This is a genomic window from Cognataquiflexum nitidum (genome assembly GCF_022538055.1).
Lineage (GTDB): Bacteria > Bacteroidota > Bacteroidia > Cytophagales > Cyclobacteriaceae > Cognataquiflexum > Cognataquiflexum nitidum.
On the sequence record NZ_JAKZAM010000004.1, the window covers coordinates 149,490 to 165,430 of the forward strand.

Sequence of the window (15,941 nt, forward strand, 5' to 3'; positions counted from 1 at the left end):
AAAATAGGGTAATGTCTTTTTTAGCTTATTTTTTTTGAAATTTTAGACATCCTTAGTCAATCAGCCATTGCCAAGCGGGAATAAGATCAATGCCATTTATTCGGTCCTTTTGGTTGTAGGTAATTACAATACCTTTTTCTGCTCCGGTTTCATCAATTGCCGTTTTGATTCCCTGAATTTCCCGTTCAAGATTTTCTGAAGTAACCTCCCAACAAACCTGAATGGCTAAGATTATTAAGTCTTGGTCTTTGATTAGAAAGTCACATTCTGATTTTTGGTTTCTATAGTAGTATATAGTTTTATGATTTCTTCGCAGTTGGATAAAGACAAAATTTTCAAGTCTTCTGCCCAAGTCTTTACTAAAGGATAATGAATTTCCTTTGGCAAATGCTGGATCTATGCAATATACCTTTTTGGGATTTGCTATTTGTTTTTTGATAGAGGAGGAGTACAAAGCAACGAATTCCAGCAAATAGCTTTCCTGCATAAAATCACAATAATCGATTACTGTCCGAACAGACTTGAATTCCAGTAGGTTTGATATTTTATTGTAACTCAATTCTTTGCCGACATTGCTCATCAAAAAAACAGCTAGTCGGATCAGCTGCTGTTCATTGTTGATATTTTTCCTGACTGCAATATCTCTAGTTAGGATATCTCTCAATAAAGTCCCGAAATAATCCCCCGCTTTTTCCGCGATATATTCCGGGAAGCCCCCGGTTTCAAAATATTGGTCGAAACTTTCTTTTTCTTGTTTCAAACCTAAAAAATCCAAAAACTCAGAATAGCTAAAGGGGAATAACTCAAATTGGCTATATCGGCCGGTAAGTTTTGTTCCTAATTCCCTACTCAACATGCTTGCATTTGAACCTGTTATATACAATGCTGTACCTTTCTCATTGGCCATTCGGGCATAAATTTCCCAATTTGAGATAATTTGCACTTCATCCAAAAGTAGATTTGTCTTCCCTTTTTCAACCATGAGTTCTTCCAATTTGGGGAAGTCTTCCAAATCAAAATTTATTAATCGGGGATCTTCAAAATTTAGGTATATGGCATTATCGGATTCCAAAAATTGTTGTCGGATCAAAACGCTTTTTCCACATCTTCTCACACCTGAAACAATTATTATTCTACTGGAGCCTACAGGAATTTTCAATTTCCTCTTTACCAATGTTTTTTTTGATAGAAATTGGGATTGGTCATCAATTATCCTTTCCAGTTCTAATTTTGAAAGCATGATCCTGTTGATTATGAATCAAATATACAAAGCTTGTATTTGAAATACAAGATATCTTGTATTCAAAATACAAGCTTTTGACTCATTTAGCAGTTAGATTTTTCCTTTTCTGAATGTTTGAGAATTTTAATAGATTCTTTCTATCAAAATTCACCCTTGCTAAGGTGCTTTTACGACAATTTCTTGTAACAGAATAAGGGTAATTTCACCAATTCATGTAACAGAATAAGGGTAATTTTACCAATTCATGTAACAGAATAAGGGCAATTTTTCCAATTTCTTGTAACAAAGTAAGGTCAATTTTCATTTTTTATGTAACAGAATAAGGGTAAATTATTTCATTTCTTGTAACAGAGTAAGGGTAAGTTAATCTAATAACACCTTTTGTCTTAATAATTTGATTTAACTGACAGTATAAATTCAAGATGGATTTTTTTGCAATACTCCAATCAGGTTGTATCTTTTTTAATGAATCCGCAATCATTCATTTCGTTTTTTGTTTATTTGTTTTCGATTTCCAAACACCAGCATGATGAGGACATTGTTATTGAGGCCGGGAGCCGAAGAATTGAATTATGAGATCAGGGGCATTGTCAAAAAAGCCCGTCAGGTAGAAGCTTTGGGTTATGAGATCACATGGGAAAATATCGGTGATCCCATCCAAAAGCACAATATTGTCCCCTCTTGGATGAAGGAAATTGTGTCTGACCTCGTAAGCCAAGACAGCACGTATGGGTATGCAGATTCTAAAGGTGTTCTAGAAACGAGGAAGTTTTTGGCAGGATTAAACAACCAAAAAGGAGGATCTCAGATCACATCCGAGGACATACTATTTTTCAACGGACTTGGAGATGCAATAGCTAAGGTCTACCAGTTTCTCATTCCAACGGCAAGAATCATCGGGCCTTCACCAGCCTACAGCACACATAGTTCGGCGGAAGCAGCGCATGCCAATACAGCACCCATAACGTATACTTTGGATCCCAATAACCAATGGCTTCCGGACATGGAGGACTTGTATAACAAGGTCAAATACAATCCTTCCATCGTTGGGATTTTGATCATCAATCCTGACAATCCTACAGGAATGGTTTATCCTAAGGAGGTTTTGGAAGGTTTTGTCAAGATTGCGAAGGAATTCAAATTGCTGTTGATAGCAGATGAAATTTATCAGAATATCACCTACAACGGTGTGAAAGCCGTGGCACTTTCTGAAGTTATCGGAGATTTGCCGGGGATTTCTTTGAAAGGTATTTCCAAAGAATTTCCGTGGCCCGGTTCGAGATGTGGTTGGATGGAATTTTACAATAGAAATGCTTCCAAAGAATTTACAAAGTTTTGTCAGACCTTGGAAAATGCAAAGATGATAGAAGTGTGTTCGACAATACTTCCACAGCTTTCTATTCCCAAGATCATGAGCCATCCTGCATACGGTGAATACAGGCAGGAAGCCAATGAAAAAATCGGCAGAAGAAGCAGGATTATGGAAGAGATATTGGGGCAAATTCCCGGAATCAAATTCAATCCTACAAAAGGCGCATTTTACAATACTGTGGTATTTGATGAGACTTTTTTGGATGCTCAGCAGTTTTTGCCGATCAATAATCCAAAGTTACAGGAGTTGTTGGATGGCTGGCTAAAGGAAGAAAATATGCCTTTGGATAAGCGATTTGTATACTATCTTTTGGCATCTGCCAATATCTGTGTGGTTCCTATCAGTTCATTCTGTTCTGACCTGAGAGGTTTTAGGGTAACTTTATTGGAGGAAGATGAATCTGTTTTTCGCCAGACTTTCGAAAGATTGGGGGAAGCTATCCGCTTTTATCTCAATTCTTCCAAAAAGGAATTGGTTTAAATACTCAATGTACAAGAGCTGCCTTTATCTCCCATACCTCTAGTAACTCAAGTTTTTACACTACCAAAATAATATCCATCATATCTAATATCTATCAATATCAATTTTTTAAGGCCTCCACATACTTCTGAAAAAGGATTTTCTCAATTCTTCAGGATTTTCACTGCTTGCCATACCTTCGTGGTCACGGACTTTAAGTGATTTTGGGTTTTCAATTTTCTCTTCCTCTAAGTCGATTGGATTTTTCATCAAGGAATTGAGATCAGGCTGACCGGCATCAATCCAAGATGTGTACCAAAAATCAGAGATCATCTTAACAGACCGACGCATCTGTCTTTCCACTTGTCCTGAAAGCATGTTGTTATAGGCGATGGTAAAATCCCTTGAATAAACTTTGGTGCTGATGCCGCCTCTTTCGTCGTAGCTGTATTTTTTGTCCTCCGAAAAGCTTTCGGTCAGGGTTTTCTCAAAATTCAATACAGAATCCAACGCCTGATGGGCTACGATAATAGCATCCCAAGCTTCAAGTTGTGGTTTTTCCAAATATTGGGCTTTTCCTACAAAAAAATCAAAATCATCAGAGAGCAACTCAGGAACCCTGCTTTCCCAAAATGCATGGATTCCATATTGGTTTGTCAACTGCCCATTATAATTTTTGGTCGTATGCAAAGGGACATTGATGTCCGCGATGTAGTGGCCAAGATCGGCAGAAAGCCGGAGAATGGCTTTGGCGTCTTTTCTTTTGAAAGCCTCTGTCAGTTGGATTTTGGTATGGTAGGCATTCCAAGGACCGATTCCATGTGCCCTTAATTCTTCTTCGGTGTAAATTTCTAAAGCCTGGTTCCAATATCTCGGAAGTGTGTAAACTGCACTGTCACCATAAGCGTCCGCATCCAAAAAGTGTTTTTCTGCTTCCCCTAATACCGCGTATCGCCTTCTATCCGGGTTGATAGCATTTTCGGTAATGAAATCTATGTTGCTTTTGAAAAAACCAACCATCTCAGGAGGAAGAGAAAATACTGCCAATCTATTGATCCTTCGATGGGCAAAAAATCCCCAAGCCCCAAGTTCGGGGATGGAAGAAATCAAAATCAAGCCCAGAATCAAAAATTTACGCATTCCTAAAAATAATCATAATTTCCATTTCTGTAAAATGAAATTGTATTACCTTTGTAAGCTAACGGCGGAATCTGATAAATCTAACAGATTTCTGGGCTTTACGAGGTTTAGTTCGGAAATCCTTTTGTGTTTCAAAATTAATCAATTACATTTGCACTCCGTTTAGGGTAGGGTTTATTAACAGAAATTAAGTAAAATAAGGATATGGCAAATCACAAATCGGCATTAAAAAGAATCCGTGCAAACGAAGCCAAGCGTTTGAGAAACAGATATCAGCACAAGACTACAAGAACTTTCATCAAGAGATTGAAGTCTGTGACTGACAAAGTGGAAGCGCAAGAGCTTTTGAAAACAGTAACCTCTATGATCGATAAACTTGCAAAAAAGAATATCATTCATAAAAACAACGCTGCCAACAGAAAGTCAAAATTGACTAAGTTTGTCAACGCACTAGCCTAATAAAAGAAATTTTTGATGAAATCAGCCTCGGTAACACCACCGAGGCTTTTTTTGTTTCAATTTTTTTTTGAAGATAAAATTAAACGTTTATTATGCCCCTCCTAAGCCTCTTTGGCTTTCATAATTTTTAGGCATTACGTACTTTTAAAACAGGACAATTTTCGGACAAAGGATAAATTTCTTTTTAAACACTGTTTATGAAAGACTACCAATACTCTATAAAAATTTCTGCTTTGGCAGAGGAGGACAGGCCTAGAGAAAAACTCCTTCTCAAAGGTAAATCAGCACTTTCTGATGCGGAATTGATCGCAATATTGATCGGTTCGGGTACTAGATCTGTAAGTGCCGTAGACTTATCCAAACATATTCTTTCTGCAGTCAACAATGACTTGGGGGAACTTGCCAAGATGAGTATTGCCGATCTTAAGAAATTTAAGGGAATAGGAGAGGCCAAGGCAATATCAATTGTAAGCGCATTGGAATTAGGAAGGAGAAGAAAACTAGGAAGCGATCAACCAAAAAAATTAAAGATAAACGGTTCCAAGGATGTCTTTAATTTGATGGGACCAGAACTTATGGATGAAAAAGTGGAGCACTTTTACGTGTTGCTACTCAATAGGAGCAACCATTTGATCAAGAAACAATTGATAAGTTCTGGCGGTACAAACGGTACTGTGGCAGATCCAAAAATCATCTTCAAATATGCGTTGGATTCAATGGCCTGTTCCATTATTTTGGTACATAACCATCCTTCAGGGAACCTTAAACCCTCTGAACAGGATAGAAATTTAACAAACAAACTCAAGCATGTAGGCGAAAATCTCGAAGTGCAGGTGATTGACCATGTGATTTTCACAGATGTTGCCTATTTTAGCTTCGCCGATGAAGGCATTTTGTAGTTTATGAAATCAAAAAATATTTTAATTATTGGCGTATTGACAGTTGTCGCACTTGCTGTAATCTATACCATGACCGGCACGGAAAGCCCTGAGGTGTATTTTGAAAAAATAGAAAAAGAACGCGATAGGCAATACAAATTTATTAAGTTCAATATCGACTCACCTTTGACTGAAGAGCAGAAAAAAGCCTTCAAAGAACTTGATTTTTATACCATTGATCCAAGCTATAAGGTAAGGGCTAAGGTAGTTCCTTTAGAAGAAAAAAAGATGGTCGAGCTTCCCATGACAGACGGATCGGTGGAGAAGTACCTCAAACATTCTTTTGCCGAATTTGACTTAAATGGCAAACCTCAAAAATTGCTTTTGCTCCAATCAATCAAAGAAGCGGACAAGCGCAACTTTTTTCTTGCCTTTGCTGACGAAACAAGTGGAGAAGAAACCTACGGAGGTGGAAGATATATCAATCTCCGCCAGGATGGCAAAAACAGCATTACCATTGACTTCAATTTGGCCTACAACCCATATTGTGCCTATAATCCTGATTTTGCCTGTCCATTGCCTCCCAAGGAGAATATTATGCAAATTACGATTCCTGTAGGTGAAAAAGATTATAAGAAAGAATGAAGTATAATAGGATGTAAAGTTCATAAGTCAATTTTCTGATAAGGCTTAATTAATTTATCATTTGACATTTTTCATTCATTACCTTCCCACCTCGACCAATTCTCTTAAATTTGTGCCTTGTTCTGAAATAACCGTGCATTCATGAAAATTTCCATCAATAGATTAAAGGATTTTATTGCTTTAGACCATTCGCCCAAAGAAATCGCATCTCTCCTGACAGGGTCAGGGCTGGAGGTCGAAGGAATCGGACATTTTGAGTCCATCCGGGGAGGATTGGAAGGTGTGGTGATAGGGGAAGTGTTGACCTGTGAGAGGCATCCTAATGCAGACAAACTGAGCGTAACCACTGTTGATGTGGGAGGAGAGATTGTCCCCATTGTATGCGGAGCACCCAATGTCGCCAAAGGACAGAAGGTAGTGGTGGCAAAGGAAGGTTCAATATTGTATCCTGGATCAGGGGAACCTTTGGAAATCAAAAAAGCAAAAATCCGAGGGGAGGTTTCTCAGGGAATGATCTGTGCAGAAGATGAGATCGGCCTCGGTCACAGCCATGCCGGAATTATGGTGTTGGACACGGATTTGCCAAACGGAACTCCTGCTTCACAATATTTTGAAGTAGTCAGTGACCATGTTTTGGAGATTGGACTCACGCCAAACCGTGCTGATGCTGCTTCCCACCTTGGGGTGGCGAGGGATTTGAAAGCTTTGTTGAAAAGAGAAATCTGCCTTCCCTCTGTTGACGGTTTCCAAATTGACAATACTTCAAGGACCATTCCGGTGGAAGTAGAAAGCGCCATAGATTGCCCCAGATATTCCGGATTGACGATTTCCAATATCCACGTGGGACCTTCTCCCAATTGGCTTCAAAATTACCTTAGGGCTTTGGACCTCGAGCCTATCAATAATATCGTGGATATTACCAATTTTATCCTTCATGATTTGGGTCAGCCGCTTCATGCCTTTGATGCAGAAAAAATCGAAGGTGGAAAAATCATTGTAAAAAAATTGACTAAAGAGACTTCTTTTGTCACCTTGGATGACAAGGAAAGAAAGCTTTCTGGCGAAGAATTGATGATCTGTGATCAAAAGGGAGGTCTTTGCATCGCCGGGGTTTTTGGAGGAAAAGGATCGGGTGTATCTGATGCTACCGCTTCCATTTTCTTAGAATCCGCGTATTTCTCTCCTGACATTATCCGCAAAGGAAGTCAGTTTCATGGATTGAAGACAGACGCTTCTTTCCGTTTTGAAAGAGGGACAGATCCGAATATGCCCGTTTATGCATTGAAAAGAGCAGCAATGCTCATCAAAGAAATAGCAGGAGGTGAAATCTCTTCGGATATCCTAGATCTTTATCCCAATCCTGTTTCTGACCTTTCTATTGAAGTGACTTATGCCAATATCAAGAGATTGATAGGAAAAGAACTCGCAAAGGAGGAGATCAAAACCACATTGGAAAATCTTGACATCAAGATACTTTTGGAGTCAGAGACCGGATTCACAGTTTCGGTAAAGCCATATAGGGTAGATGTGACGAGAGAGGCGGATATCATAGAAGAGATCTTGCGAATCCATGGATTTGACAATGTCCCTTTGTCCGATAATCTGAAAGCGGATTACCTTGCCGAACATCCTGCAAAGGACCTCAATAAGCTGCAATACAGGCTCAGAGAAATTTTATCCGGATTGGGGTATTTTGAGATCATCACCAATTCGCTGACCAAACCTGTTTACGCTGAAAAATCCGGCTTTTTGGAAGTAAACAAAAATGTTGAAATCCTAAACAAACTCAGTGAGGATCTAGGCGTGTTGAGACAATCTTTGTTGTTTTCCGGATTGGAAGTGTTGTCACATAATATCAACCGCAGGCAGAAAGACCTCAAATTATTTGAATTCGGCACTGTTTATTTCAAAGAAGAATCAGGTTACCGCGAAGAAAAGAGATTGGCATTATACCTGACCGGAGACAGGGCTTCTGAAAGTTGGCTGGAACCTTCCAAATCTGTTTCCTTCGCAGATATCTATGCTGTTGTTGAATTGGTTTTGGAAAAAATGGGTATCGACAATTCGGAGGTTCAGATTGTCAACGAAGCGCCTTTTGACTACGCCCTCCAGATCAATCTTGGGACCAAAGAATTGGGTAAAATCGGGTTGGTTAAGGAGGAAATCGGCAAGTTGGCTGAGGTGAGGCAGGAGGTCTTTTTTGCCGACCTGAATTGGGACCTTTTAACAAAAAAATCGAAAGGCTTGAAAAAGTACGGCGAAATTTCCAAATTCCCGGAAGTTAGAAGGGACTTGTCCTTGGTGATTGATAAGAAAGTCACTTTTGATCAGATCAAAAAAGTAGCCAACAAAGCCGGAGGAAGTCTTTTACAAAAAGTGGGTGTCTTTGATGTCTATCAGGGAGATAAAATCGAGTCTGGGAAAAAAGCCTATGCCTTGAGTTTTTACCTTCAGGACAATGAACAGACCCTTACAGACAAAGTGATTGACAAAGCGATGTCCAGACTTATTGAAAGTTTTGAAAAAGAAGTGGGGGCATTTATCAGGAAATAAAATATGATTCACGAAGAACTTCAGCGCACGGAGAAGCTTGCTGCACAGGTCAGCCGCAAACTTCAGCAACTTGAACAAGACAATAAGGCTTTGGTAGAAGAAACGTTTTTGCTTCGGTCCAGACTCGAAGAGAAAGAGAGTGCCTTGGAGGATTTTAAAAATCAAATAAAAATAGCTAAACTTGTAAACAGCATACCGGTAGAGGAAATGGAATCTGCTGAATTGAGAGAAAAAATCAATAATTACATAAAGGAAATCGATAATATAATTGCCTATTTGTCTGAGTGATATGGAGACACTTTCTATAAGGTTAAAAATCGGGGATCGAGAATATCCCATGAAGGTGAAGACAGAAGACGAAGCCAAAATCAGACATGCAGGAAAATTGATTAATGATAAAATAAAAAGATACAGGGAAGAATTTGGGTTGGATGACCGTCAAGACCTGTTGGCTATGGTGGCTTTTGATTCAATGGTGGAATCCATGGAACAGAATATGATCAATACTGATGACAGCGAATTGATTAAATCCAGTATCAACAGAATCAATGAACAACTGAATTCCCTTTTGTAATACCAATTCCACTCTCATTTTTGAAGGTTTTTCTTTTTTTCCGGTAGGTATTATTATATATATCTATCTAAAATTCTTATGGAATCATCATTATACATCATTATTGCAGGCATTCTAGGCCTGGGGCTAGGTGCAGTTGCAGCCGGTCTTTTTGTAAAAAATAACAGTAAAAAACTTGAAGAACAAGCCAAAGAAAAGGCCAAAAGTCTGATCCGAGAGGCCGAAATCAATGCAGAAGCCATAAAGAAGGAACGAATGCTTGAGGCCAAAGAAAAGTACTTGAAATTGAAATCGGAGTTTGAAGAAGATGCGAATAAGAAAAAAGCCATCATCATCACTAATGAAAACAAGATCAAACAAAGGGAGCAGGTTTTAGCCAAAGAACTGGAGCAAATCAAAAGAAAAGAAGCAGAACTCGACAGCAAGAAAGAAAACCTTTCTGCCCAGCTTCACTCCGTTCAGGTAAAGAAGGATGAACTTGACAAAGTGACAAGTCAGCGGATCTCCGATTTAGAAAAAATCGCCGGCCTTACCAGAGATGAAGCCAAAGACCAATTGGTCGAAATGCTCAAGGATGAGGCCAATACCAAAGCATCTTCCCATATCAAGGATATCCTTGACCAGGCCAAATTGACAGCTACCAAGCAAGCAAAAAAAATCGTCCTTGACACCATCCAAAGAACAGCTACAGAGCATGCGATCGAAAACTGCGTCTCTGTATTCAACATTGAATCAGACGATGTCAAAGGAAAAATCATCGGCAGAGAAGGAAGAAACATCCGAGCCTTAGAAGCCGCTACAGGCGTGGAAATCATCGTGGATGATACGCCTGAAGCAATCATCATATCGGGGTTTGATCCGGTGAGAAGAGAAGTGGCGAGGTTGTCTCTTCACAGACTTGTACAGGATGGTAGAATCCACCCTGCAAGGATCGAGGAAGTTGTCGCGAAGACAGAGAAGAACATTGAGGAAGAAATCGTCGAGATCGGCGAAAGAACCTGTATCGATCTCGGTATCCATGGACTTCATCCGGAGCTGATCAGAATGGTCGGTAGGATGAGATTCCGTTCTTCTTATGGACAGAACTTATTGCAGCACTCAAGGGAAGTAGCCAAACTATGCGCCACCATGGCTGCAGAAATGGGACTGAATGCCAAGCTTGCAAAAAGGGCAGGTCTGCTTCATGATATCGGAAAAGTATATCCTGAAGAAGCGGAATTGCCACATGCTATCCTAGGTATGGAGCTTGCTAAAAAGTACAAGGAGCATCCTGAAGTCATCAATGCCATCGGTGCACACCATGACGAGATTGAGATGACCTCGATGATCTCTCCCATAGTGCAGGCCTCTGATGCGATATCAGGTTCTAGACCGGGTGCAAGAAGGGAAATCATGGACAGCTACATCAAGCGTCTGAAGGAATTGGAAGAACTTGCACTGGCTTTTGATGGGGTCAACAAATGCTTTGCCATGCAGGCAGGACGGGAACTCCGCGTATTGGTGGATGCAGACAATGTGGACGATCAGACTGCAAGCAAGCTTTCCTTTGACATTTCCCAAAAAATCGAAAAAGAAATGCAATATCCCGGTCAGATCAAAATCACGGTGATACGTGAAATGAGGGCTGTGAACTACGCAAAATAAATTCAGCATGTAAGAGAAGTAAGAAAACCGAAGTTCGTTAAGTTGAACTTCGGTTTTCTTTTTATATTTTTATCGAGATAGACAATCTGCATTTAATAAATAATGCCTACAAATTGTTATCAGAGTTAAAATCATGGTAGGAGATCAATACTTCCGTTGCAACGGACTTCCGACTTCTGTCTTCCAACCCTTTTGCTAAAGAATATGGGTTACTAGCAAAGAAGCGAATAAAGTATAAGGTAAATTAAATTTCACCCACCCAAATGCGATACAGTCTGTTTTTTTACCTCTTCCAAAAAGCCAAAATCCGGCTTGGAATACTCAAATTGACGAAAGAAGATGTTGGTATTTTGGAAAGTTTTTTCGCCTATTATCGCCAACTTAACCCAAATCATAAACTAGACTTTGAGAAGCGGCTTGTTTATTTTCTAGCCATCAAAAAATTTGTCCCAAGAGGAATAGAAATGGTAACCCGGGAAATGGAACTGTTGATCAGTGCCACGGCAGTCATGATTTCTTTTGGCTTTCGGGATGTCAATTTGAAGCATTTCAAAAAGATCCTAATCTACAATGACAATTATTATTCCACCATCAACAAGCAATATCACCAAGGTGAGGTGAATCCAAGGCTTGGAATCATTGTGATTTCATGGAAGAATTTTGTCAAGGGAATGGCAGATGGGGCAGACGGCGTCAACCTTGGGATACATGAAATGGCACATGCGCTTAAGCTAGAAAATCAAATCCATTACAACGGGCAAAGTAATTTTTTTAACCCCAAGAGATGGATGGATTTTTCGGTTTTAGCCAAAAATGAAATCCAGAGAATTATGGACGGTGAAGACTCCATATTTAGGGATTCGGCAGCCAACAATCCCCATGAGTTTTTTGCAGTGGCGTTGGAATCGTTTTTTGAAAATCCACAAAGGCTAAAGGATTATGATAGCGGCCTGTACCAATCTTTGGTCTTTTTATTGAAGCAAGATCCGATCGTTTTGAGTAATGGAAGATCGTGATTCGAGGAAAAGAATTATTTTCACTCAAATTCAATTATTTGTATATTGTTGAAAACTTATCAGATTATGGGAAAAATTGTCCTTGAAGTAGATAAAAAAACTGCTGAAAAATGGGATGGAATTTCCTTGGATCAGAAAAAATTGCTTTCAAAAAAAATTGATCAATTGCTTCAGGCAAGCCTAGAAAAAGGGAATAATGATTTTTGGGTATTTGTTGATGAAATTCGAAATGAAGCTAAAACAAATGGACTCACTGAGGCAGAGCTTAATGAAATTTTGAATGAAGGCTGATTTCAGATTTGTGGTGGACACCAATGTTTTGGTAAGTGTGATTTTATCTCCATCAAATAAAAGTCGATTAGCGGTTGAAAAAGCATTCAAACTCAGAACCCAAATTTTAAATTAAAGTCATTTAGATCTGGGATCTTATTTTTTTGATGAACAGAATGTTGGAAAATGGTTATTATGTCCGGAACTTCCGTCTTCCGTCTTCGGTCTTCCGTCCAGTTTGAAGTAGATTTTAGAATTACTGGCAAAGAAGCAGGTTTCCACTTATACTTTTAGAAATTTACAGACGGTATTGTCCCTTTTCCTGAATTTATTCTAATTCGCTTGATCAAATCCCATCAAAAATGAAACTGAATCTGACCTTCCTTCTTGTATTTTCCCTGGTAATTGGAAACCATGTCTTTGCACAGACTATCCAACCCAAATACCAAAAAGAAGTACAGGAACTGGCCAAGAAACCTGCCATACAAAAGGCATTTGATTACATCATCGAGATCGATCCGGTGACCATTCAGGATATGGTTACACTCACAGAAATCCCTACGCCGACTTTCCACGAAAAGGAGAAAGGTATTGTCTTTGCAGACATGCTGCGCAAAGCCGGGGCCGACTCTGTTTGGACAGATGAGGTAGGTAATGTCATTGCGCTGCGAAAAGGAACCAAATCGGACAAGACTATCGTGGTCGACGCGCATTTGGATACTGTTTTTCCTTTTGGCACTGATGTGAAAGTCAAGCAAAAAGGCGATACCTTATTTGCGCCGGGAATCACGGATGCCAACAGGGCATTGGCAGTAGTAGTGGCTTTGGTCAAAACCATGAACAGTCAAAACATCAGGACTGAAAGCGATATCTGGTTTACAGGTTCGGTCGGCGAGGAAGGTCTCGGAGACCTGAAAGGCATGAAACATCTTTTCCGCGAAGGCGGGCAACCTATCGCTTCTTTTATTGCCATTGACGGTGGAGGATTGGAAGATATTGTCAATGGTGGAATTGGCTCGCTCCGATACAGAGTAACTTTCAAAGGCCCGGGGGGACATTCCTATGGGGCTTTTGGGATTGGAAATCCACACAATGCACTCGCACAGGCAGTTGCTTCTTTTGTGCCAAAAGCCGATGAATTTACCAAAGAAGGTTTGAAAACAACATATAGCATTTCTGTTTTGGGCGGAGGAACTTCGGTCAATTCCATTCCCTTTGAATCTTGGATGCTCGTGGACATGCGCTCCGAAAGTCAGGACAAGCTGAAGGGGATCAACCAAATATTCTTGGAATCCATGCAGGAAGGTTTGGCCAAGGAAAACAAAATCATCCGAAGAGGTGAAGCCCTGACTGTCGACATCGAAAAAGTAGGAGACCGTCCAAGTGGAATAGCATCACCGGAATCAACCCTGATCCAACAAACCATGGCCATCGCTGATTACCTTACAGGAGGAAAAAAACCAGAGCTAAGCTCAAGCTCTACCAACAGCAATGTGGGATTTTCCAAAGGAATCCCTGCAGTGACCATCGGCCGCGGTGGCATCGGATATGGTGCACACAGCCTAGGAGAATACTTCATCAACAAAGAGGGTCACTTGGCTATTCAGCAAGCTTTGTTGCTTGTGTTGATGCAGGGAGGATGGAAATAATAACCCATTTGTGGTTTTTCATATCAGAATCCTGAAATCTGATATTTATGGATATTGGGATATTTTTAGATATTATTTGTATAGCCCCGATTCTAGCATCAAGGTCAAGATCTCAGCAATTATATCGCCGAAGGCAGTATATCCACCTTATCACAAACTGAAATCATTTAATTTTCCAGAATAAACCTTAGCCATAAATTATGATCCAATTTTTGGTAAAGGTTAAGATCTTAGAATTTATATCGCCGAAGGCAATATATCCACCTATATCACGAAGTATATATCTCTCAATATCACGAAGTATATATCATTTCTATTCCGAATTACTTCATTCTCGGAATCTTCGCTTCGCTACGATTTCCTCTCCACTTCTCTCAGATTCTCCAATTTCTTATTTCTCAAAAATCCATTGATATCCTCAAAGTGTTCTTTCACCCGTTTGTTTCCGAATTCAAATACCTTGGTCACCAAACCATCCAAGAAATCCCTGTCGTGGGACACGATGATCAAAGTGCCGTCAAAAGCCTTCAATGCATCTTTGATGATGTCCTTGGTTTTCATATCCAGGTGATTGGTAGGTTCATCGAGGATCAAAAGGTTGACGGGTTCAAGAAGCAGTTTGATCATCGCCAACCTCGTCTTTTCCCCGCCGGATAGGACTTTCACTTTTTTGTTGATATCATCTCCTTTGAACATAAATGCTCCCAACAAATCTTTGATCTTACCCCTTACTTCTCCGACTGCGATCTGATCAATGGTTTCGAATATGGTGAGACTTTCATCCAATAAGGAAGCCTGATTTTGAGCAAAGTAGCCGATCATGGCATTGTGGCCCAATTCGCATTTGCCCTGAAAATCAATTTCACCCATGATGGCTTTGATCATGGTGGATTTCCCTTCACCATTTTTACCTACAAAAGAGATTTTCTGACCGCTTTCAATGATCATGCTAGCATCCTTGAACACAACATGGTCACCATAGGATTTGGTAAGTTCTTCGACGATCACGGGGTATTTTCCCGATCTTGGTGAAGGAGGAAAGCGTAACTTCAAGGCTGAAGTATCCACTTCGTCTACCTCAATGATTTCCATTTTTTCCAGCATTTTTACCCGTGACTGCACCTGAAGGGTTTTGGAATAAGTCCCTTTGAATCGGTCGATGAATTCCTGAATATCGGCAATAGTCCGCTGCTGCTCTTCGAAATGTTTCTGCTGCTGCTCCCGGCGCTCTTTTCTCAATTCAAGGTAATGGCTGTATTTGGCTTTGTAGTCATAGATCCGGCCCATCGTTACTTCAATAGTCCGGGTAGTGATGTTGTCCACAAATGCCCGGTCGTGGGAGATGACCACTACGGCTTTTGCTTTTTGGGTCAAAAAATCTTCCAGCCATTGGATGGATTCTATGTCAAGGTGGTTGGTCGGTTCATCCAATAGGATCAAATCAGGTTTTAGCAAAAGAATCTTGGCAAGTTCGATCCGCATCCTCCATCCACCGGAGAATTCAGACGTTGATCTTTTGAAATCTTTTCTTTCAAATCCCAATCCCAAAAGTACTTTCTCCACTTCTGCTTCGTAATTGACTTCCTCGATGGCGTAGAACTTTTCACTGAGTTCGGAAACCTGCTCGATGATTTTATAATAATCTTCGGAGTCATAGTCAGTCCTGACGGTCAGTTCCTCGTTGAGCCTTTCGATCTCGGTTTTCATATCGAGGTAGGAAGCAAATGCCTTGGAAGTTTCCTCAAAAACCGTACAGTCATCCGCTGTCAACAGATGCTGTGGCAGGTAAGCGATCACCGCTCCCTTTGGAGCGGAAACGCCCCCTGAGGAAGGTTTGGTTCCGCCGGCGATGATTTTGAGCATGGTGGATTTGCCAGCACCGTTTTTGCCCATCAGGGCTATTTTGTCATTTTCGTTGATGGAAAATGATACATCACTGAAGAGGGCTTTGCCGCCGTGGATGACGGAGATATTGTCTACTGAAATCATGGAAAAGAAATTGAAGCCGCAAAGGTAAGGAATTGAAAGAACTTGTCCGC

At 40.2% G+C, this 15,941-nt stretch carries 14 protein-coding genes; 11 read left to right on the forward strand and 3 right to left on the reverse strand.

Going from position 1 to position 15,941, the window contains the following annotated elements:
- Positions 1–52: 52 nt before the first annotated feature.
- A complete protein-coding gene (locus tag MMU07_RS04000) occupies positions 53–1,240 on the reverse strand; it encodes an ATP-binding protein (RefSeq protein ID WP_241124548.1) in 1,188 nt (395 codons plus the stop codon).
- 532 nt (positions 1,241–1,772) lie between these two features.
- Here MMU07_RS04000 and MMU07_RS04005 point away from each other — a divergent pair.
- On the forward strand, positions 1,773–3,095 hold the full coding sequence (locus tag MMU07_RS04005) for a pyridoxal phosphate-dependent aminotransferase (protein WP_241124623.1): 1,323 nt from the start codon (positions 1,773–1,775) through the stop codon (positions 3,093–3,095).
- Positions 3,096–3,203: 108 nt separating this feature from the next.
- Here MMU07_RS04005 and MMU07_RS04010 read toward each other — a convergent pair whose 3' ends face one another.
- Complete coding sequence (locus tag MMU07_RS04010; protein ID WP_241124549.1) at positions 3,204–4,214, reverse strand: zinc dependent phospholipase C family protein; 1,011 nt, start codon at positions 4,212–4,214, stop codon at positions 3,204–3,206.
- A 204-nt stretch (positions 4,215–4,418) separates the two neighbouring features.
- Between MMU07_RS04010 and rpsT the strand changes: the two genes are divergently transcribed.
- The 10 genes from rpsT (at position 4,419) to MMU07_RS04060 (ending at position 13,902) form a co-directional block, all read left to right on the forward strand.
- Complete coding sequence (gene rpsT / locus MMU07_RS04015; RefSeq protein WP_241124550.1) at positions 4,419–4,673, forward strand: 30S ribosomal protein S20; 255 nt, start codon at positions 4,419–4,421, stop codon at positions 4,671–4,673.
- Positions 4,674–4,870: 197 nt separating this feature from the next.
- Positions 4,871–5,572 (forward strand): RadC family protein, encoded by a 702-nt coding sequence (gene radC / locus MMU07_RS04020; protein ID WP_241124551.1) that lies wholly within the window; start codon positions 4,871–4,873, stop codon positions 5,570–5,572.
- A 3-nt stretch (positions 5,573–5,575) separates the two neighbouring features.
- The gene (locus MMU07_RS04025) at positions 5,576–6,196 is read left to right on the forward strand and encodes a DUF1684 domain-containing protein (protein WP_241124552.1); all 621 of its coding nucleotides are present in this window, start codon (positions 5,576–5,578) and stop codon (positions 6,194–6,196) included.
- Positions 6,197–6,337: 141 nt separating this feature from the next.
- Entirely contained in the window at positions 6,338–8,749 is a 2,412-nt protein-coding gene (gene pheT / locus MMU07_RS04030) for a phenylalanine--tRNA ligase subunit beta (protein ID WP_241124553.1), read from the forward strand.
- A 3-nt stretch (positions 8,750–8,752) separates the two neighbouring features.
- A complete protein-coding gene (locus tag MMU07_RS04035) occupies positions 8,753–9,037 on the forward strand; it encodes a hypothetical protein (protein WP_241124554.1) in 285 nt (94 codons plus the stop codon).
- Position 9,038: 1 nt separating this feature from the next.
- Positions 9,039–9,323, forward strand: a complete 285-nt coding sequence (locus tag MMU07_RS04040; protein WP_241124555.1) for a cell division protein ZapA — start codon at positions 9,039–9,041, stop codon at positions 9,321–9,323.
- Between the two features lie 78 nt (positions 9,324–9,401).
- Positions 9,402–10,967: a ribonuclease Y gene (gene rny, locus MMU07_RS04045; protein ID WP_241124556.1), complete on the forward strand. Its 1,566-nt coding sequence runs from the start codon at positions 9,402–9,404 to the stop codon at positions 10,965–10,967.
- Between the two features lie 263 nt (positions 10,968–11,230).
- Positions 11,231–11,983 (forward strand): zinc-dependent peptidase, encoded by a 753-nt coding sequence (locus tag MMU07_RS04050; RefSeq protein WP_241124557.1) that lies wholly within the window; start codon positions 11,231–11,233, stop codon positions 11,981–11,983.
- Between the two features lie 66 nt (positions 11,984–12,049).
- Complete coding sequence (locus tag MMU07_RS04055; RefSeq protein ID WP_241124558.1) at positions 12,050–12,274, forward strand: hypothetical protein; 225 nt, start codon at positions 12,050–12,052, stop codon at positions 12,272–12,274.
- 341 nt (positions 12,275–12,615) lie between these two features.
- A complete protein-coding gene (locus tag MMU07_RS04060; RefSeq protein ID WP_241124559.1) occupies positions 12,616–13,902 on the forward strand; it encodes a M20/M25/M40 family metallo-hydrolase in 1,287 nt (428 codons plus the stop codon).
- Positions 13,903–14,253: 351 nt separating this feature from the next.
- Here the strand turns inward: MMU07_RS04060 and MMU07_RS04065 are convergent, their stop codons facing one another.
- Entirely contained in the window at positions 14,254–15,891 is a 1,638-nt protein-coding gene (locus tag MMU07_RS04065; RefSeq protein WP_241124560.1) for an ABC-F family ATP-binding cassette domain-containing protein, read from the reverse strand.
- Positions 15,892–15,941: the final 50 nt, after the last annotated feature.